Source organism: Rhizobium sullae (genome assembly GCF_025200715.1).
Taxonomy (GTDB): Bacteria; Pseudomonadota; Alphaproteobacteria; order Rhizobiales; family Rhizobiaceae; genus Rhizobium; species Rhizobium sullae.
This window is the reverse complement of sequence record NZ_CP104143.1, coordinates 1,451,860-1,470,273: the sequence shown is the minus strand read 5'-3', so window position 1 is coordinate 1,470,273 and position 18,414 is coordinate 1,451,860. Positions and strand designations below refer to the sequence as shown.

Annotated in this window: 17 protein-coding genes; 8 read left to right on the top strand and 9 right to left on the bottom strand. The window is 60.2% G+C overall.

All coding sequences use genetic code 11. The features are described from left to right. Window positions 1-74: 74 nt before the first annotated feature. Complete coding sequence (locus N2599_RS07435; RefSeq protein WP_027511839.1) at window positions 75-653, bottom strand: DUF2059 domain-containing protein; 579 nt, start codon at window positions 651-653, stop codon at window positions 75-77. A gap of 17 nt (window positions 654-670) precedes the next feature. After that, complete coding sequence (rpiA, locus tag N2599_RS07430; protein WP_027511840.1) at window positions 671-1,369, bottom strand: ribose-5-phosphate isomerase RpiA; 699 nt, start codon at window positions 1,367-1,369, stop codon at window positions 671-673. A 143-nt stretch (window positions 1,370-1,512) separates the two neighbouring features. Here rpiA and N2599_RS07425 point away from each other — a divergent pair, with 143 nt between their 5' ends. Beyond that, a complete protein-coding gene (locus tag N2599_RS07425) occupies window positions 1,513-2,271 on the top strand; it encodes an HAD family hydrolase (RefSeq protein ID WP_051336708.1) in 759 nt (252 codons plus the stop codon). 162 nt (window positions 2,272-2,433) lie between these two features. On the opposite strand, the gene N2599_RS07420 is transcribed toward N2599_RS07425, so the two are convergent. Beyond that, window positions 2,434-2,922, bottom strand: a complete 489-nt coding sequence (locus tag N2599_RS07420; RefSeq protein ID WP_027511842.1) for a RidA family protein — start codon at window positions 2,920-2,922, stop codon at window positions 2,434-2,436. A 190-nt stretch (window positions 2,923-3,112) separates the two neighbouring features. Between N2599_RS07420 and N2599_RS07415 the strand changes: the two genes are divergently transcribed. Further along, complete coding sequence (locus N2599_RS07415; RefSeq protein WP_027511843.1) at window positions 3,113-3,811, top strand: TetR/AcrR family transcriptional regulator; 699 nt, start codon at window positions 3,113-3,115, stop codon at window positions 3,809-3,811. A 243-nt stretch (window positions 3,812-4,054) separates the two neighbouring features. On the opposite strand, the gene N2599_RS07410 is transcribed toward N2599_RS07415, so the two are convergent. Then, window positions 4,055-5,917 (bottom strand): L,D-transpeptidase family protein, encoded by a 1,863-nt coding sequence (locus N2599_RS07410; protein ID WP_027511844.1) that lies wholly within the window; start codon window positions 5,915-5,917, stop codon window positions 4,055-4,057. A 412-nt stretch (window positions 5,918-6,329) separates the two neighbouring features. Between N2599_RS07410 and fumC the strand changes: the two genes are divergently transcribed. The 4 genes from fumC (at window position 6,330) to N2599_RS07390 (ending at window position 12,564) form a co-directional block, all read left to right on the top strand. Next, on the top strand, window positions 6,330-7,721 hold the full coding sequence (fumC, locus tag N2599_RS07405) for a class II fumarate hydratase (RefSeq protein WP_027511845.1): 1,392 nt from the start codon (window positions 6,330-6,332) through the stop codon (window positions 7,719-7,721). A gap of 555 nt (window positions 7,722-8,276) precedes the next feature. Then, window positions 8,277-9,329 carry a porin gene (locus tag N2599_RS07400; protein ID WP_027511846.1) on the top strand — a complete coding sequence of 351 codons (1,053 nt, stop codon included), beginning with the start codon at window positions 8,277-8,279 and terminating at the stop codon, window positions 9,327-9,329. Between the two features lie 162 nt (window positions 9,330-9,491). Then, entirely contained in the window at window positions 9,492-11,099 is a 1,608-nt protein-coding gene (locus tag N2599_RS07395) for a fumarate hydratase (protein ID WP_027511847.1), read from the top strand. A 397-nt stretch (window positions 11,100-11,496) separates the two neighbouring features. Beyond that, window positions 11,497-12,564, top strand: a complete 1,068-nt coding sequence (locus N2599_RS07390; protein WP_027511848.1) for a GGDEF domain-containing protein — start codon at window positions 11,497-11,499, stop codon at window positions 12,562-12,564. 24 nt (window positions 12,565-12,588) lie between these two features. Here N2599_RS07390 and N2599_RS07385 read toward each other — a convergent pair whose 3' ends face one another. Continuing rightward, window positions 12,589-13,200 carry a pyridoxamine 5'-phosphate oxidase family protein gene (locus N2599_RS07385; protein WP_027511849.1) on the bottom strand — a complete coding sequence of 204 codons (612 nt, stop codon included), beginning with the start codon at window positions 13,198-13,200 and terminating at the stop codon, window positions 12,589-12,591. Window positions 13,201-13,251: 51 nt separating this feature from the next. Then, window positions 13,252-14,205, bottom strand: a complete 954-nt coding sequence (locus tag N2599_RS07380; RefSeq protein WP_027511850.1) for an alpha/beta hydrolase — start codon at window positions 14,203-14,205, stop codon at window positions 13,252-13,254. Window positions 14,206-14,250: 45 nt separating this feature from the next. Here N2599_RS07380 and N2599_RS07375 point away from each other — a divergent pair, with 45 nt between their 5' ends. Next, window positions 14,251-14,718 carry a MarR family winged helix-turn-helix transcriptional regulator gene (locus N2599_RS07375; RefSeq protein ID WP_027511851.1) on the top strand — a complete coding sequence of 156 codons (468 nt, stop codon included), beginning with the start codon at window positions 14,251-14,253 and terminating at the stop codon, window positions 14,716-14,718. A gap of 2 nt (window positions 14,719-14,720) precedes the next feature. Here N2599_RS07375 and N2599_RS07370 read toward each other — a convergent pair whose 3' ends face one another. Together N2599_RS07370 and N2599_RS07365 are read right to left on the bottom strand one after the other, a co-directional pair. After that, window positions 14,721-15,911, bottom strand: coding sequence for a low temperature requirement protein A (locus tag N2599_RS07370; protein ID WP_027511852.1), 1,191 nt, complete (start codon window positions 15,909-15,911; stop codon window positions 14,721-14,723). Window positions 15,912-15,936: 25 nt separating this feature from the next. Then, window positions 15,937-16,311: a gamma-butyrobetaine hydroxylase family protein gene (locus tag N2599_RS07365; RefSeq protein ID WP_027511853.1), complete on the bottom strand. Its 375-nt coding sequence runs from the start codon at window positions 16,309-16,311 to the stop codon at window positions 15,937-15,939. 115 nt (window positions 16,312-16,426) lie between these two features. Between N2599_RS07365 and moaA the strand changes: the two genes are divergently transcribed. Further along, the gene (moaA, locus tag N2599_RS07360; protein ID WP_375714120.1) at window positions 16,427-17,491 is read left to right on the top strand and encodes a GTP 3',8-cyclase MoaA; all 1,065 of its coding nucleotides are present in this window, start codon (window positions 16,427-16,429) and stop codon (window positions 17,489-17,491) included. A 13-nt stretch (window positions 17,492-17,504) separates the two neighbouring features. Here moaA and N2599_RS07355 read toward each other — a convergent pair whose 3' ends face one another. Next, the gene (locus tag N2599_RS07355; RefSeq protein WP_027511855.1) at window positions 17,505-18,275 is read right to left on the bottom strand and encodes an SDR family oxidoreductase; all 771 of its coding nucleotides are present in this window, start codon (window positions 18,273-18,275) and stop codon (window positions 17,505-17,507) included. Window positions 18,276-18,414: the final 139 nt, after the last annotated feature.

Below are 18,414 nucleotides of genomic sequence, written 5' to 3'. Positions count from 1 at the left end.
GATGGATATAGTATCTGTGCCTGCAAAAACAAAAGCCCGGACGATGCCGGGCTCTTGCAATTATGTCGGCCGTATCAGGGCTTTGCAGCCGGAGCCGGCGTATTGGCAGGCTGCTGTTCGCCCGCGGGCGCGCTTTGCGGTGCCGGCTCGACCTTGATGACTTTGCTGAGCTCGGTGCTGGCGTTCTTCTGGAGATCGCGGGCGATGCCCTGCGCCCAGATATCGGCCGCCCTGTTCGTCTCGCGCGATGCGATGGGGCCGTCCGTCAGAAGCTTCTTGCCGACAGGCGAGCTGTAGAAGTCGGCGATGGCCTTCAGCTCTTCAAGCGTGAAAGCCTTCGCATAGTTCGTTGCTGCTTCCTTCTCGAGATCGGCGCGGCGCGGTGCAAGCGCAAGCGCCTGCGCGTCGACGGTGGCGCTGATCACGTCCTCGTAGTTCGGCGAATCCTGGATGAGGCCGGCCTTCAGGCGTTCGGCGAGGCCCGGCAAGATGTTGTCGAACTGCGCCGTTGCGCCGATCGCGGCCACGGCTGCGCGCGCGGCCTTCATCTGCTCGTCGGAAATTTCCTGCGCCTGCGCAGCCGAGCCGAAAGCGATGCCGGAGAGAATAACCGTCGCGGCGGCAAAACGGCCAAGACCTGCAAATTTCTTCATGAGTTTCAATGCTCCTGTTATCTGTTCGCCTGCAGCGTGCGCGCACCCGCTGGACCGGCGATGATCGCAAGTGACGCCATATTGAGAAAAAGCCCGTGCTCAACGACGCCGGGTATCGAATTCAGCTCGCCCGAAAGCGCCTCTGCATCAGGAATGCGGCCAAAAGATGCGTCGATGATGTAGTGGCCGCCGTCCGTCGTAAACTCTCCGTCACCGGATTGGCGCAGCGTCAGGCTGCCCGTAAGGCCGAGCTTCGCGGCCTTCCTTTCGATCGCGATGCGCGTGGATACAAGGCCGAAGGGATTGACTTCGATCGGCAGCGGAAAGCGGCCGAGCGTCTCGACCAGCTTCGTTTCGTCGGCAATCACGATCACGCGGTCCGAAGCCGCCGCGACGATCTTTTCGCGCAGCAATGCCCCGCCGCCGCCCTTGACCAGGCGCAGCGCCGCATCGACCTCGTCGGCGCCGTCGACCGTCAGGTCGAGTTCGGGAAGTTCGTCGAGCGATTTCAGCGGCACGCCGAGCTCGACGCAAAGCCGCGCCGTGCGCTCCGACGTCGGAACCCCCTCGACCTTGAGGCCGCCCGCAACCTTCTCAGCAAGCAGGCGGACGAATTCCTCCGCCGTACTTCCCGTCCCGATCCCGAGGCGCATTCCGCTCTCGACATGGGCGAGTGCCGCCTCGGCAGCCTTGATCTTCATTTCGCGGGCGTCCATGCGCCGCCTTCTCCCATTGTTTCGTTGGATGTGCTGTTTACACGGCTCGTATGGCAAACGAAAGCCAAAATAATAGCAGGAAACCGAAATGCGAAAGCATCGCGCTGCGGCGTTGCGGCCATAGTCTTGGCGTTGCTTTTTCAATGCCCATCACCTACTGCGGGCAGACCGAATTTCATGAAGAGGCGATTTCCTTGACCCCTGCTCTTGTCGTATTCGATCTCGACGGCACGCTGCTCGATACCCATGCCGATCTCGTCGAAAGCCTGAATTTCACGATCGCCGCGCTCGATCTCGCGCCCGTCACCTATGCCGATCTGACCCACCTCGTCGGACACGGCGCCAAAGTGATGATCGAGCGCGCCTGCAAACTGCGCGGTCATCCGCTGTCTGAGATCGAACTGCCGCCGCTACTGGAACGCTTCATCGCCCATTATACCGACACGATGCCCGGTCAGACGCAGCCCTATCCCGGCCTGGTTGCCGCAATGGATACCCTAAAAATCAAGGGGTATAAGCTCGCCGTCTGCACCAACAAGCTGGAATCGCTTGCGCTGACGCTTCTGCGAAAACTCCACCTCACCAGTTACTTCGACGCCATCACCGGCGGCGACACCTTCGCCGTCCGCAAGCCCGATGCGCAGCACCTGACCGGCACGATCGAACGCGCCGGCGGAACGCCGGCGCGTAGCATCATGATCGGCGACAGCCTCAACGACATCGCCGTCGCGAGAAACGCCAACGTCCCCTCGATCGCCGTCCCCTTCGGTTATTCCGACGTGCCTGTCGAAACGCTGGGGCCGGACCGGATCATCCTGCATTACGACGAACTGACGCCCGACCTCGTCGAAACGGTCATCCGCGATTATGCGCGGTCGAACGCGGTGGCCGTTTCTCGCTGAAGCGACCGACCACTCCAAAGTCACCGCCACCAGCGCGCCGATCGTTAGAGGCAGCTTGGCGTCACGAGCGAACATTGTTGCATGTTTGCCCGGCGGCGTTCCCTCATGTACGCCCATCGGAACCCGTTATCGCAGTTGGCAATCGCGCCTGATCGGTCGTCGCTAGTCCAGCACGACGACTGCTTCGACCTCGAACAGCATGCCGTCGAGCGCCAGTCTGGGCACGGGGATCAATGTCTGTGCCGGCAGCGCCTCGCCGAACGTTTCCTTGACGTGCTTGGTCAGCACCCCGAGCTTGGATTGGTCATGGTCTACCACCAAGACCGTGAGCTTGATGACCTGATTCGGTTTCGCACCGACCCCCTCAAGCGCGGTGCGCAGGTTCGCATATGCCTGTTCCACTTGGACCGCGAAATCGGGCGACAGCGTCCCGGTGCTGTCTTCTCCGCCTTGGCCAGCAATGTAGGCAATCCGATTTCCGCCGGAAGCGATCACGGCGTGACTGTAGCCGTTCGGGGCCGGATTATAGAGGCCTTTCGGATTGACGATGGTCAGCTTGAGATCATTCTCATTCGCTGTCGCCGCAGTTTGAACTCCCATGGTCATTATGATTAGCCCTCCGGTAAGCAGATGCTTGATTGCGCGTGACATGATTTTCTCTTGGCTCTGCGGACTGCCCTCGCGGCCGGCAGGATTGAACTTTAACCCATCGCCTATATGATTGACTCGTACGGCGTACGAATTCAATCGCATCGTACGCCGTACGAGTCAATCGGGCAGGATCGACGTTCGCCGCATTGCCGGCTCAAATCGACGTTCTGATCAGCAGGGAAGACGACGGATGGCAGCCAAAGGTAGCGGCGCGCAGAGTAAACAGTCTCAGCGGATAGGCGTGTCAATCCCGCCCGTGCAGGAACCGGGCAGCGAACCGCCTCTGTCTCTGGAACGCATCGTGGCGACTGCGGTAGAACTGCTGGACGCCCAGGGAGTCGACGGATTGAAGATGCGCCGGCTGGCCGATCGCCTCGGCTCTGGCGTGATGAGCCTATATTGGCATGTCGCCAACAAGGAGGAGGTCTTTGATCTGGCGCTCGACTCGGTTCTCGAATATCGCGGTCCGCCGCAAATCGTTGAGTCTCCAAGCTGGCGCGGGGACGTCGTTCATATGCTCGAAGACTGGCGTGCCAGCATGCTGCGCCATCCTTGGTCGGCATCGCTGTTGCCGTGCCGGGCGCTCGGCCCGAACATCCTCAGTCGCCTGGAACTGCTGAGCAAGACCTTGTCCAGGGCCGGTGTAGCGGACGCAGATTTGAACGTCGCGATATGGTCGCTCTGGAACTATGTGATGGGTGCCACCATCACCCGGGCGAGCTTCGACCTCTCGGACGACGACAGGGCCGCCGCGCAGCAGCGCCTTACACGTCTCAGCGAACACTACCCGACAATCGAACGCTCTCGTCTGCTGTTGGATAACGATTGGGACGGCGCTTTCCGGAAAGGCCTCGACTTCCTGCTTGATGGCCTCGCTCCGAGGCAATGAATATTCGTCATTCCCTGGACGGGACGGTGCTGGTTTACCTCGACATCGCGCGCCCGTGCCGTGGGTATCGGGTTACTGCCGGCACACGGCTCCCGTCACGCCTGACCCCAATACGCTACGACAATGTCGCGTTGGGCGGCAAGCCGCCGCTCGCGGCCATAACGCCGAACTTTCGAACGTTCAAACCAAAAAGAAAAAGCGGCCTCAAAAAGCCGCCCTCTCCTCATTCCGGAACGAAGCCGCTCAGATCTGAGCGTCGCGTGCCTTCGTCGTCGCCTCGAATGCCTTCTCGACGTAGGCATCGCGGCCGTAGACATCATCGAAATACTCGACGGCGCCGTCCTTGTTCGGCCAGGCGGTGAAGTAGGACACGTAGACCGGCACCTTCTGCGGCACGGAGACGGCCTTGTTCTGGCCTGCGGCGATCTGCTTCGCCACATCAGCCACGCTCGTGTTGAGCACGGCGGCCGCCATCGCGCGCGGATCGGCAAGACGCACGCAGCCATGGCTCAGCGCCCGCATGTCGCGCTTGAAGAAACTCTTCGAAGGCGTGTCATGCATGTAGATCGCATGGCTGTTCGGGAACAAGATCTTCAGTTCGCCTAGCGCATTGTCGCCACTCGGCGGCTGGCGCACGGAGACATTGGAGGTCGAGCCGTACCAGTCGACGCTGGAAGACGGAACCGCGTGGCCGTTGATCGCGACTTCATAGCCGAGGCGGTCGAGATAGTTCGGATCGGCGCGCAGCTTCGGCAGCATCTCGTTGATGATGATCGACTGCGGAACGCCCCAGAACGGATTGAACTCGACGGTCTCGATCTCGTCCTGGAAAAAATAGGTCTGGTTGGACTTCTGGCCGACCACGACGCGCATAGACAACTGTTCCTTGTTGTCGTTGTGGTAATAGACCATGAAGGCCGGCTGGTTGATGAAGACGTAACGCGAGCCGAGATCTTCCGGCAGCCAGCGCGCCTGCTCCATGGCGACGATGAGCTTCTTAATCTTCGAAGTGTTGCTGTCGCCGCCGGTCATGATACGAACGGTCGCCTGGCCGATCACGCCGTCTGGCTTCAGGTTATGTTCCTTCTGGAAATCCTCCACCAGCGAAACCAGCTCTGGCGAATAATCGAAACCACCGCTGTAAGCCGCCAATGTCGCCGCGTGCTCTGCCTTCAGTGCTTCCGAGCCGTTCCTGCCGATCGCCTTGACGATATTGGCGACTTCCGGCGAACTGTCGCCCGGCCGCAGTAGCCGATCGAGCGAGATGGCGATCGGCTCTTCGCCCGCCGTCTCGGCCTTGAGCTTGGCGAGTTCGGCCTTGAGCGCTGCGAACTGCGGGCCGTCCGGCGTGCGGCTGGTCAGATAGGCGCCGATATCGGGGCTCATGCGCGACAGCTTCAGAACCGGATCGAGGTTGACTTGCTTGCGTCTAAAATCGTGGTAGCCCGAAATCCTATTCGGATCGATGCGTCCACGCACCGTGTCTTGAACATAAGCGAGCACCTTCGCGGAAAGCTGCAGCTCGAATTGCGCAAGCGCGCGGTCGCGGCCAGCCGGATCCGGATTGGCCGGATCGACAACCGGCAGGTCGACGGCGTAGTCGGCCGGATCGAGGCCGACCGAATCGACGCTAGCGAGGAAGGTCATCGCCGCCTTGGCGCGATCGTTGATCTCGGTGCCCGCCAACCAGACGAAGGGGTTCTTTGAGCCGCCGTAATAGGCTTCGAGCGACTTTGCGACATTTACGTCTGCGCGAACCTTCGCTTCGGCGAGGAACCGGCGTTCGACGCCCGCCGGCGCCATGACCGTTTCACCGGATGCAGACGCGATCGCCCCCGTCACCGTCGGCTCGGTAAACTTGGCGATATCGACGAAGCGCATCGCATCCGGCTTGTAGGTGTAGTAGCGCGGACCGCTGACCTTCGGCAGCGGCATGGCCGGCATCTCGCCGAACTGGCCCGGATTGACCGGATTGATGATCGGGGTCCGCCCGCGGTCGCCGCGAATCATGTCCATCAGCGTATAGGCGTGTGCCGGCGTGGCCATCGCCGCAAATCCGCAGGAAAGTGCCAGTGCGGAGACCGCACCCTTGAAAAACGATGTCATGCTTTTTCCAGTCCCAGTATCACGCTGTCCTTGGTATGGGCCAAGCCCAACCATTTCAAAATTCATATAGTCTGGCTTTCCCGGTCCATTGGCAGAAACCGGCTCCGAACGCCAGAAGCACCGGCACAACTTGTGTGACGCCGTCAAAGCGTGCCGCCGGCAAGCAGTTCACACAAAATTATGAAATTATTAGTTAATTTTTTACCGAATTTCGCGCGGTCGCCACAGTGGTCAAACGCGCCCTCGAGGCATAAAGTTTCAAGAGTGTCCCAAAAACCACGAAGAACACCCCTAAAACATGAATACTGCTTTCATATTTCGTCTCCGTCCCGGTTTTCTTGGAAGGCGTTCGGACCTATAAGACCGGCCTGAAACGAACGCGCTCCGGCGCATGCGACAGGAAGGCATGGCTATGACCTCGACCCGTACCGAAACAGACACCTTTGGCCCGATCGACGTGGCGAGCGACCGATACTGGGGCGCCCAGGCGCAGCGTTCACTTGGCAACTTCAAGATCGGTTGGGAAAAGCAGCCGCTGTCGATCGTGCGCGCCCTGGGAATCGTCAAGCAGGCGGCGGCGCGGGTGAACATGGAACTCGGCCAGCTCGATAGGGCAATCGGCAAGGCGATCGTCGACGCCGCTCAAGAAGTCATCGACGGCAAGCTCAACGACCATTTCCCGCTTGTCGTCTGGCAGACGGGTTCGGGCACCCAGTCGAACATGAATGCCAACGAAGTGATCTCCAACCGGGCGATCGAAATGCTCGGCGGCGTCATGGGCTCCAAGAAGCCGGTGCACCCGAACGATCACGTCAACATGAGCCAGTCATCGAACGATACCTACCCGACTGCAATGCACATCGCCTGCGCCGAGCAAATCGACCGTCACTTGCTGCCGGCCCTCAGGCACCTGCATGCTGCCCTCGACATGAAGGTCGTCGAGTTCAACCACATCATCAAGATCGGCCGTACGCATACCCAGGATGCGACGCCGCTGACGCTCGGCCAGGAATTCTCCGGCTATGCAGCCCAGGTCGGTTCAGCCATCAAGCGCATCGAGATGACGCTTCCCGGCCTTTGCGAGCTGGCGCAGGGCGGCACTGCCGTCGGCACCGGGCTGAATGCGCCGGCCGGCTTTGCAGAAAAGGTGGCCGGAGAGATTGCGAAGATTACCGATATGCCGTTCGTCACCGCGCCGAACAAGTTCGAGGCGCTCGCCTCGCACGACAGCATGGTTTTCAGCCACGGCGCGATCAATGCCGCGGCAGCCGCCCTCTTCAAGATCGCCAACGACATCCGCCTGCTTGGTTCCGGTCCGCGCGCAGGCCTCGGCGAATTGTCGCTGCCGGAAAACGAACCCGGCTCGTCGATCATGCCCGGAAAGGTCAACCCGACGCAATGCGAGGCGCTGACGCAGGTCTGCGCCCACGTCTTCGGCAATCACGCCGCCCTTACCTTCGCCGGCAGCCAGGGCCATTTCGAGCTCAATGTCTACAACCCGATGATGGCCTACAACTTCCTGCAGTCCGTCCAGCTTCTCGGCGATGCCGCCATCTCCTTCACCGACAACTGCGTCGTCGGCATCGAAGCCCGCGAAGACAATATCAAGGCCGGGCTGGAACGCTCGCTCATGCTCGTCACCGCGCTTGCCCCGACGATCGGCTACGACAACGCCGCCAAGATCGCCAAGACGGCCCACAAGAACGGCACGACCTTGAAGGAAGAAGCGCTTGCAAGCGGGCTCGTCACCTCCGAACAGTACGACGAGATCGTCCGCCCTGAACAGATGATCGGCCCGAAGTAACGGACGCAATCTCTTCACGCTGCGAAATCGATACGGCAGGCAAGAACGGCCGGACTATTCCCTGATACCGACAACACGAAAAAAAGGCTCGCAGAGGTCAGTCGCGAGCCTTTTGCCTTTTGATCGGCTGACATGGGCCTGGGATTGCCCGCGCGAAGGCTTAGCCGGCCGACATGACGAACATATAAATCAAAACTCAGCTCGACATTGGACTCGCAAAATATTTTTCGCGCTCTTGGTACTATTTATAGATTCAATCATCATCATATTCTTAATAATTTATCTCTAATTCGCAATCTATACTTTATCACAACTTTATCAAAAGTTGCATTTGCGACAGCAATATGACGTTTTCATCAAGAATATTGTGCTTTTTCAGCAACATTAGAACTTAAGTTCTTCATGTAATTTAGTTTTTATTTTGCCGTGTTTTTCGCCCTGTACGCACGCCTCCGAAATCGGGGGCATACGCCGGTTTCATAAACAAGGGGCCTGGGAGAGGGAATGCCGCTGGCAAATCCCAGCCCCTCTCGAAACTCGCATTGGAGGTTATCCATGAACATCAAGAGCCTTCTTCTTGGCTCCGCTGCTGCTCTCGCAGCAGTTTCCGGCGCCCAGGCTGCCGACGCCATCGTCGCTGCCGAGCCGGAGCCGGTTGAATACGTTCGCGTCTGCGACGCTTACGGCACCGGCTACTTCTACATCCCGGGCACGGAAACCTGCCTCAAGATCCAGGGTTACATCCGCTTCCAGGTTGACTGGTCTGCTGGCGATATTGCTGACCAGACTTACGGTGGTGAAGACTGGTCCGCTCGTACCCGCGGTCAGGTAGCCTTTACGGCCAAGAGCGACACCGAATATGGTCCGCTCACCGGCGTTATCGTCTATCAGGCGAACTTCCGTCCGAACGGCCCTGCTAATCTTAGCGATAGCGTCCAGAATTCCACGGTCATCGATCAAGCTTACATTGACATCGCGGGCTTCCGCGTCGGTAAGTTCGTCAACTGGTGGGATGCCGACTTCTCCGGTGAAACTGAATCCATCAACAACAACACCAACTTCAACTCCATCCGTTACCAGTACGACTCCGGCGACTTCTATGCTGGTCTCGCTGTCGAAGAACTGACGAGCTTCATCGAACACGGTGGCAACAACATCGGTATCGACGGTGCTATCGGTGGCAAGTTCGGCGCCATCAAGGCAGAGCTTCTCGCTGCGTACGATGTCGATGCGGAAGCAGTCGCTCTCCGCGCCGTCGTGTACGCTGATATCGGTCCGGGCACTTTCGGCCTCGCAGGTCTTTATGCCGACAAGCCAAACAACTACTACAAGAACGGCGAGTGGGCCATCGCTGCTCAGTATGCTGTCAAGGCGACCGACAAGTTCACCATCACACCTGCTGTCCAGTACACGGACAGCATTGATGTCAACGCAGATGGCGACTTCGATGGTGGTAACGAATGGCGTGCTGGCGTCACGCTCGACTACAAGATCGTCGAGAACCTGTCGACGAAGCTGACCGTCAACTACATCAGCCAGGACCACGATAACGGCGATGAAGATGAAGACGGCGTAAAGGGCTTCTTCCGCCTGCAGCGTTCGTTCTAATCGCTTCTGACCTAATCGGATCGAGGCCCGTCCGGTCATGCCGGGCGGGCTTTTTGTCGCGCAGGCGCGGCCTCATGATCGCTGCCGATTGCATTTGCCGCTCGCCGGATTTAGATCGGTTCCAAACTGCGCGCCGCCCAATTCTCAAGAAAGGTCACTTCGATGGCTGACGATCTCTTCCCGCTCGGCAAGGACACCACCCCCTACCGCAAGATCAGCAGCGACCATGTCTCTGTCGACAGCTTCAAGGGTCAGGAGATATTGACCGTCGAGCCCGAAGGCATGCGCTTGCTCGCCGAAACCGCCTTTGCCGATATCAACCACCTGCTGCGGCCCGGTCATCTGAAGCAGCTCGCCGCGATCCTCGATGATCCGGAAGCAACCGACAACGACCGTTTTGTCGCCTACGACCTCCTGAAAAACGCCAATATCGCTGCCGGCGGCATCCTTCCCATGTGCCAGGACACCGGCACGGCGATCATCATGGGCAAGAAAGGCCGCCGGGTGTGGACCGAAGGCGGCGATTACGCAGCACTCGCAAAGGGCGTGATGGACGCTTACGAGAAGAAGAACCTGCGCTATTCACAGCTCGCGCCTCTCAACATGTTTGAGGAGAAGAACACCAAAAACAACCTGCCCGCCCAGATCGACATCTACGAGGAAGGCACCGATTCCTATGACTTCCTCTTCGTCGCGAAGGGCGGTGGCTCCGCCAACAAGACCTTCCTCTATCAGGGAACGCCCTCGCTTCTGACGCATGACCGGATGATCGACTTCCTCAAGGAGAAGATCCTGACGCTGGGGACGGCAGCCTGTCCCCCCTATCATCTGGCGATTGTCATCGGCGGCACCTCGGCCGAGATGAACCTCAAGACCGTCAAGCTCGCCTCGACGCGCTACCTTGACGGCCTGCCGGCCGAAGGCTCCGAAAGCGGCCACGCCTTCCGCGATATCGAGATGGAAAAAGAAATCCACAAGCTGACGCAGCAGATGGGCGTCGGCGCCCAGTTCGGCGGCAAGTATTTCTGTCATGACGTGCGCGTCATCCGCCTGCCCCGCCATGGCGCATCGCTGCCGATCGGCCTCGGCGTCTCCTGTTCCGCCGACCGTCAGGCCAGGGGCAGGATCACCCGCGACGGCATTTTCGTCGAACAGCTGGAAACCGATCCGTCCAGGTACATGCCGGAGATCGATGAGACGAAGCTGTCGGAATCGATGGTCCGCATCGACCTCAACCAGCCGATGGCAAATATCCTCGCCGAACTCGGCAAGCATCCGGTGAAGACCCGCCTGTCGCTGACGGGAACGATCGTCGTCGCCCGCGACCTCGCCCATGCCAAAATCCGCGAACGCCTGGAAAAAGGCGAAGGCATGCCGGACTACATGAAAAATCACCCGGTCTACTATGCCGGCCCGGCAAAGACGCCCGCCGGCTACGCGTCGGGCTCCTTCGGCCCGACAACCGCCGGGCGCATGGACAGTTATGTCGACCAGTTCCAGTCCTTCGGCGGCTCGATGGTGATGCTTGCCAAGGGCAATCGTTCCCGCGTCGTGCGCGAAGCCTGCAAGGCGCATGGCGGCTTCTATCTCGGCTCGATCGGCGGTCCGGCCGCCCGCTTGGCGCAGGATTGCATCAGACAAGTCGACGTCCTGGAATATCCGGAACTCGGCATGGAAGCCGTCTGGAAGATCGAGGTCGTGGATTTCCCGGCTTTCATCGTCATCGACGACAAGGGCAACGACTTCTTCCAGGAACTCAATCTCGGCTGAGCGGCTTGGCGGACTCGTGCTGGAATGCCCCTCACCCTAACCCTTTCCCAGTAAACGGGGCGAGGGATCTTGCCCTGCGGCGCTTCAGAAAGAACCTGAAACGGCGCATCGTTTACAAAAGAGACGCTTTCGACGCCGAGTGTCAACAAATCGAAGACACGAAGAGTGAACATTCGTCATAACTTCCCGCAAAATTTGTGGGTGTCTTCAGCGGCAAAATGCGTAAATTGTGAAGGAGATTCAGATTCGTGTTGATTTTCAACTCTCTAGTATTTCCTTGCCATACAATCACAATATTCACATCTAATCTTTAGTATATATCGCTTTAATCCTTTCCCAACGAATTTAAGCTAATCAATAGATGAGTGCTTCGAAATCTCATTGAGGAGTGATCCGAATGACTGCGGCTGCAGCGCCAAAGGCGCAGATTCCCGACGTGGCAGGTCAGATCACCTATGCCATGCGCTCGATGGGGGTCGCGCCAATCCCGCGCAACTACGAGCTCTTCTATGAGGCTTATATCGGCTCCAACCCCGCCCTGACGCGCGATCTCGCCGCGCTTGGCAACCAGGCGACCCAGGAAGAACTCGACGCGCTCGGCGCGCAGCACTTCACCCATTCGCCCGCCCGCGTTTTTGACGATGCCCACACGCGCCTCGCCGCCGAGCTCGAAGGGCTCCTGCGCGTGCTGCGCCAGGAGCAGACCTCGCTCGAAAGCTACAACAAGCTGCTTGGCGAAACCTGCAAGCGCATCAATTCCAAGAGCGCGGCCAGCGTCGAACTCATCGAAAACGCCATCACACTTCTGACCGAGGCGACTGGCGATACGATGGCGCATGGCGAAAGGACCGTCGAGAACGTCGCCCAGCGCTCGCAGGAGATGGACCGGGTCCGTAAGGAGCTCGATGAATACAAGCGCATCGCCAATACCGACTCGCTGACGCGCCTTTCCAACCGCCGCGCCTTCGACGATCGCCTTGCCGCCGTCTTCGACAATCCGGCACTGAAGCCCATCACCGCACTGGTGCTTGCCGACATCGACAATTTCAAGAAGATCAACGACACCTACGGTCATCCGGTCGGTGACAAGATCCTCGCGACCGTCGCCTCCGTTATCCGCGCCAATGTCCGCCGCGATATCTTCGTCGCCCGAACCGGCGGTGAGGAATTCGCGCTGATCGTCGACGGCAATACGCCGGAGGAAGTCATGAGCATGGCGGAGCGAATCCGCCGCACGCTCGAGGCGACCCCATTCAAGAATTCGCGCACCCGCGTGAACTACGGCCCCGTGACTGTCTCCATGGGTGTCTGCATGGCATCGAACGCCGACGATCCGGGCGAGCTTTACTACAAGAGCGACGTCGCCCTTTACGGCGCGAAGAATGCCGGGCGCAACTGCTGCATCCTCTATCAGGATGGTATGCAGAAAGACTTCACCAAGAGCTGGCTGATCTACAAGTCGTAAGCGTCGCCATTCGGTGACGCAGCCTCACCACATCGTCTTTGCCGCACGTCCAGCCCATTCCCGGTCGTAGGTCTCGTGATCGAAATCCTCGGTCGCCGCCTTGAGCATGAGCCCGGGCGTCGGCAGCGCCGCCGGACCGACGAAATTCTCCGGTTTCCAAAGCTGCGCGCGCATCAGGGCCCGGGCGCACTGGAAATAAACCTCGTCGATGGTGATCACCACCACGGTGCGTGGATGCTTGCCGTCCATCTCGAAGCTTTCGAGCAGCGCCTCATCGTTCGACACAACGCCGCGGCCGTTGATGCGCATCGTCGTGTTCGAACCCGGCACCAGAAACATCAGGGCAAGACGCGGATCGCGCACGATGTTCATAAGCGAATCGACGCGATTGTTGCCGCGCCAGTCGGGCAGATGCAGCGTCTTTTCGTCGATCACCCGCACCACGCCGCCAATGTCGCCGCGCGGCGAGCAGTCGAGCCCTTCCGGCCCGACAGTCGCCAGCGCCATGAAGGGCGAGGCTTCGATCATCTGGCGGTAGATAGGCGTCAGCACCTTGGTCACCTTGGCAATGGACGCCTGCGTCAGGCCTCCCGCATAGATCTCGTCGAGTTCCTCAACCGTCCCGATGATTTTCATGATCGTCCTGCCGCCTTGTCAACGACCGGCCACTAGCCGCCCAAGATGACGCTACAATGACGCCCGCTTCCCCGGAAGCTCAAAAAGCGGAATGATCTCAGCATCTTTTTTGATGGAATCGTCCGCAAGGAAACGCTGGACCTCCGAAAGCACCGGTTCAGCGCTGACAATCCGCCGGTGGCCAAAGCCATTGGCCCAGAAGAGCCGCACGCTCCCGCCCGAGGCGGCGTAGCGCCGCGCGTGGTTGGCGCTGACTTCCTTGTCGTCTTCGGCGTGGATCACCAGCATCGGCCGCGCCATTGTTGCAGCCGCCTTCCCGGCGTCGAAATCCTCCAGTTTCCGGCCTGTCAGCCGATACACCTTATCCTCGAGCGCCGCCTGTGCTGTCCTCCCGAGCCCGACCATTCTGCCGAAGCCGGTAAACAGCCATTTCATCTCGCTCGGCGAGCCGATCGTGACGATCTTTCCGGCCGAAAATGCGTCGACCTCAGGGAGCATGCCGGCTGCCGCGACCATCAGCGCCGCGCCGCCGAAGGAATGGCCGACAGCCGCGTCGAAGGCCCCAAACCGCGCCTCGGCTGCGGCAATCGTCTTGACGGCAAGCCCCATATGCAGGAAGCGTCCGCCTGCCCGTCCGTGGCCCGGAAAATCGACGCCGATCACCTCGGCGCCGCTTGCGGCGAGCGCGGCGATCAGATCAATCATGTATTCCATGCTCGATCCCCAGCCATGCGTCACAAGGTAACGCTGGCGCCTTCCGACGGCGCCGCCGTTGATCCGGTAGGCATGCGCCCGCCGCCCTCCCGCGAGGCGAAGCTCGATCCGTTCCGCCGATTGCAGGAAAGCCCGGCCAGCCGAATGTGCCGCCCTTGCCTTTGCACCTTTTGGCTTCGCGGACGGCGTCAGGCAGAACAGCCGGAATGCCGCCTTGCCCGCAAGACGCGGCGAAACCGACTGCAGCAGCGAAAATCCGAGGCGGGTGACCTTCAGTGCAAAGTTTGGCATAGTGGGAATCCAATAATGTTCAACACTGAACAATAAAGTACAACGATGAACAAAAATCAATCCCTTCCCTGGGATCATCCGCGTTTTCGAAGCTGGGTCGCCGTCGCCCGTGCCTGCCAGCTGATGCAGCAGTCCCTCGGCCGCTCGCTGGCAGAACTCGACATCAAGACCCCGCATCTCGACATCATGATCAATCTCTACCGTTTCGAAGGAATCTCGCAGCAGGAACTCGCCCGCAAGCTCCTCGTCGGTCGATCGAACATGAGCATGCTGCTGCCGCAGATGGAAAAACGCGGCCTGATCGAGCGCCGCGGCGACGACAAGGACAAGCGCGTGCTGCGTCTCTACCTGACACCCGAAGGCCGTAGCGTCACAGAACGCGCTATGGTCATCCAGACCGACCTGATCGAGCGGGTGCTTTCCCCCGAACCGATCGAACAGTGCATGGCCATGGCAAACGCGATGGAACGCATCATCGGTGTGCTGCAGCAGGATCTGCACGACGAGGATTGATCTCAGTGCAGCGTGCGCCCGGCCGTCTTCCCGGCAAGCGACCTGTATTCCCAGGTGGCAACGACGATCAGCGCCAGTGTCGCCAGGATGCCCATCACATAGACCTCGACAAGAGGCGCTAGGAACGCAAGCAGGACCAGAATCACGAGGCCGGCGATATGCGAAAGCGGCGGCGTTCCGGTCGTCGCGCCCTTGAACCACAGATTGCCCGCAAGGAAGAGTCCCGAGCCACCGAGGATCGCGGCCATAACGCCGAGATCGCCGGTCTGATGCGGATGCGAGAACATGAATTCGACAGCCACCGCATGCACGATGATGCCGGCGAGAATCGGAATATGCGCATAGGTGAAGGCCTGCCGCGCAAGGCTGCCCGGCGTATCGTCATGTTCGATCCGGTGCGCGGCCCGCTGATGCCCGAACCGGAAATAGAGCCACCACATCGCGACGGTTCCAACAAAGCCCGTGACGAAAACGACGGTCGTCAGACCGGAAAACGGCAGCTCCGAAAAGGTGCGGCCGGAAACGAGGATCGCTTCGCCGAGGCAGATGATGATGAACAGCGCGCAGCGCTCCGCCATATGGGCGCCCGAGACATCCCAGTCGGCCGCCATCGACTTGCCGAGCCCCGGCACGAAGAAGCCGGAAGCCGGGCCCGCATATTCGATGAGGAGGGCGATCGCCCATGCGACGAGCCGCGCCTCATGCTCCAGAAAGCCGCCGATCATCCAGAACACGCCGGACACCGCAAGCCATGTTGTGATGCGCATGAAATTCAGATGGTTCGAGCGGCCGGCATCCTTCATCGCGTAAAGCGTAAAGAGCGACCGCCCGACCTGCATCAGCACGTAGGCAGCGGCAAAAAGCAGTCCCTTGTCGCCGAAAGCCTCGGGAATCGAAGCCGAGAGCACCAACCCGAGCAGCATGAGAACCACGAGCATGCCGCGCACCGGCATCTTCTCCGGGTCGAGCCAGTTCGTCACCCAAGCGGTAAATATCCAGACCCACCAGACGGCAAAGGTCATCAGCGCGGCTTCGGCCGCTCCAAGCAGCGTGTAATGCGCCGCGAGCGCATGCGAGAGCTGGGAAATGGAGAAGACGAAAACCAGATCGAAGAACAGTTCGAGAAAGCTGACCTTGCTACTGCCCGCGCTCCCCTTCGCACGAAGCCAGTTTCTGCCCGTCGTCCCCGCCATCTATACCCCCTTGGCTGTTGATCGCTCAGCGCGGCTTTTCCGCGACGTCGCGGCTCATGCCCTTGTCGCCGAGTTCTTTCTCGTATTCCGCAAAAAGCTCCTCCCCCCGCTCGCCGAGTTCGCGCAGGTAGGTCCAGGTGTAGATGCCCGTATCGTGCATGTCGTCGAAGCCGATGCGCACCGCATAATTGCCAGTTGGCATCATCGAGATGATTGCGACATTACGCTTGCCGGGAACCGTCAACTTCTGCCCCGGCCCATGGCCCTGCACTTCTGCCGAAGGCGAAAGCACGCGCAGCATTTCTGCGGAAAGATCGAAGCTCCGGCCGTCGTTGAAGGTCACGGTCAGACGCTGCCGGTCCTTCGACACGCGCAGTTCAGTCGGCCAGATATCACTCATCGCTTCCTCCGTTTGTCAAAGAGCAGTAGGCAATCGGGCATTTCCAGGCAAGCTCAATTTACCGTGCGTTCCCGCCCTTTCCCTTGACGGTGCAGCCACATCTGTCCACATTACCATGACGACGGAGGTATTGGTGAACAGCAACGTTGGAACGATAGCAAGCGCATCGCCGCTGGTGGCGGACGCAGCCCCGATGATCGACCCCTTTGGGCGGGCGGTTACCTATTTGCGCGTCTCCGTCACCGACCGCTGCGATTTCCGCTGCACCTATTGCATGGCGGAAAACATGACCTTTCTGCCGAAAAAGGATCTTCTGACGTTGGAAGAGCTGAACCGGCTCTGTTCCGCCTTCATCGCCAAGGGAGTGCGCAAGATCAGGCTGACCGGCGGCGAGCCGCTGGTGCGCAAGAACATCATGTTTCTCGTCCGCGAGCTCGGGAAACGGATCGGCTCCGGCCTTGAGGAGCTGACGCTGACGACCAACGGCTCACAGCTCGCCCGCCATGCCGAGGAGTTGTACGATTGCGGCGTGCGCCGCATCAACGTCTCGCTCGATACGCTCGATCCCGACAAGTTCCGCAAGATCACCCGCTGGGGCGATTTCGCCAAGGTCATGGAAGGCATCGACGCGGCGCAGAAGGCCGGCCTGAAGATCAAGCTCAACGCCGTCGCGCTCAAGGATTTCAACGCCGCCGAGATACCGGACATGCTGCGGTTCGCGCATGGCCGTGGCATGGACCTCACCGTCATCGAAACCATGCCGATGGGCGAGATCGACGAGGATCGCACAGACCAGTATCTGCCGCTCTCCGAGCTACGTGCCGATCTCGAACGTCAGTTCACGCTGACCGATATCGACTATAAGACCGGCGGTCCGGCACGCTATGTCGCAGTCACCGAGACCGGCGGCCGCCTCGGCTTCATCACGCCGATGACGCATAATTTCTGCGAAAGCTGCAACCGCGTCCGCCTGACCTGCACCGGCACGCTCTACATGTGCCTCGGCCAGAACGATGCCGCCGACCTCCGCTCCGCACTGCGCGCCACGGAAGACGACGGCCTGGTCTACGCCGCGATCGACGAAGCCATCACCCGCAAGCCGAAGGGCCACGACTTCATCATCGACCGCACCCACAACCGCCCCGCCGTCGCAAGGCATATGAGCGTCACCGGCGGGTGACGCCCCGCGTTTATCATGTCCGATTGATCGAAACGCCGCCGTCGGCGAGCATTGTCGAACCGGTGACGAAGCTCGCCATGTCCGAACCCAGGAACAGCGCCACCTTGGCGATCTCTTCCGGCTGCGCCACGCGTTTCAGCGCGTGCAGCCCGTTGATGAAGGCAACCGTTTCGGGCGCAGCACCCGGGAAGTTGATCGGATTGGCCTGCGTATCGACGCCACCGGGAAGCAGCGCGTTCACGCGAATGTTCTTCGGTCCGAGTTCCGCTGCCAGCACCTGCACGAGCCCCATTAGCCCTGCCTTGCTCGCCGCGTAAGCGCCCAAGCCGGGCATGCCCGCCGTATGGCCGACGAACGTCGAGGTGAAGATGATCGACCCGCCCCCGCGTGCGATCATCGCCGGCGCCTGGTGCTTGGCGGCAAGGAAGCCGCTCGTCAGGTTGAGGTCGACGGTATCGCGCCAATCGCCGAGCGAGATATCCGGCAGGCAACCATATGCGCCCGTGCCGCCTGCATTATTGAAGGCGATATCGAGCCCGCCGAAGCGCCGGGTCGCCGTCTCCACCAGGGATCGATGCAGTTCCTCGTCGCGAATGTCTCCCGCAACGGCAACAACCTCTCCGCCGTCAGCTTCGATCTCCTCGACGAGCAATCTCAATTCCACCTCGCGGCGCGCTGTGACGACGAGTTTCGCGTCCTCAGCGGCAAAGAGTTTGGCCGCGGCGCGACCAATTCCGGCGCTGGCGCCGGTGACGATTGCGATCTTTCCATTCAGATTATTCATGCCGGACTCCATTCATTGCTGAAGATCAAGTTCGACATCCAGATCGCAAAACCGCGCCGCTGCAGCCACCCGTTTCCTGCGCTGCCTGAAGTAAACAAAAACGCGCGGCCGGATAGGTGCGGGTTCCAATTCTGCCGCT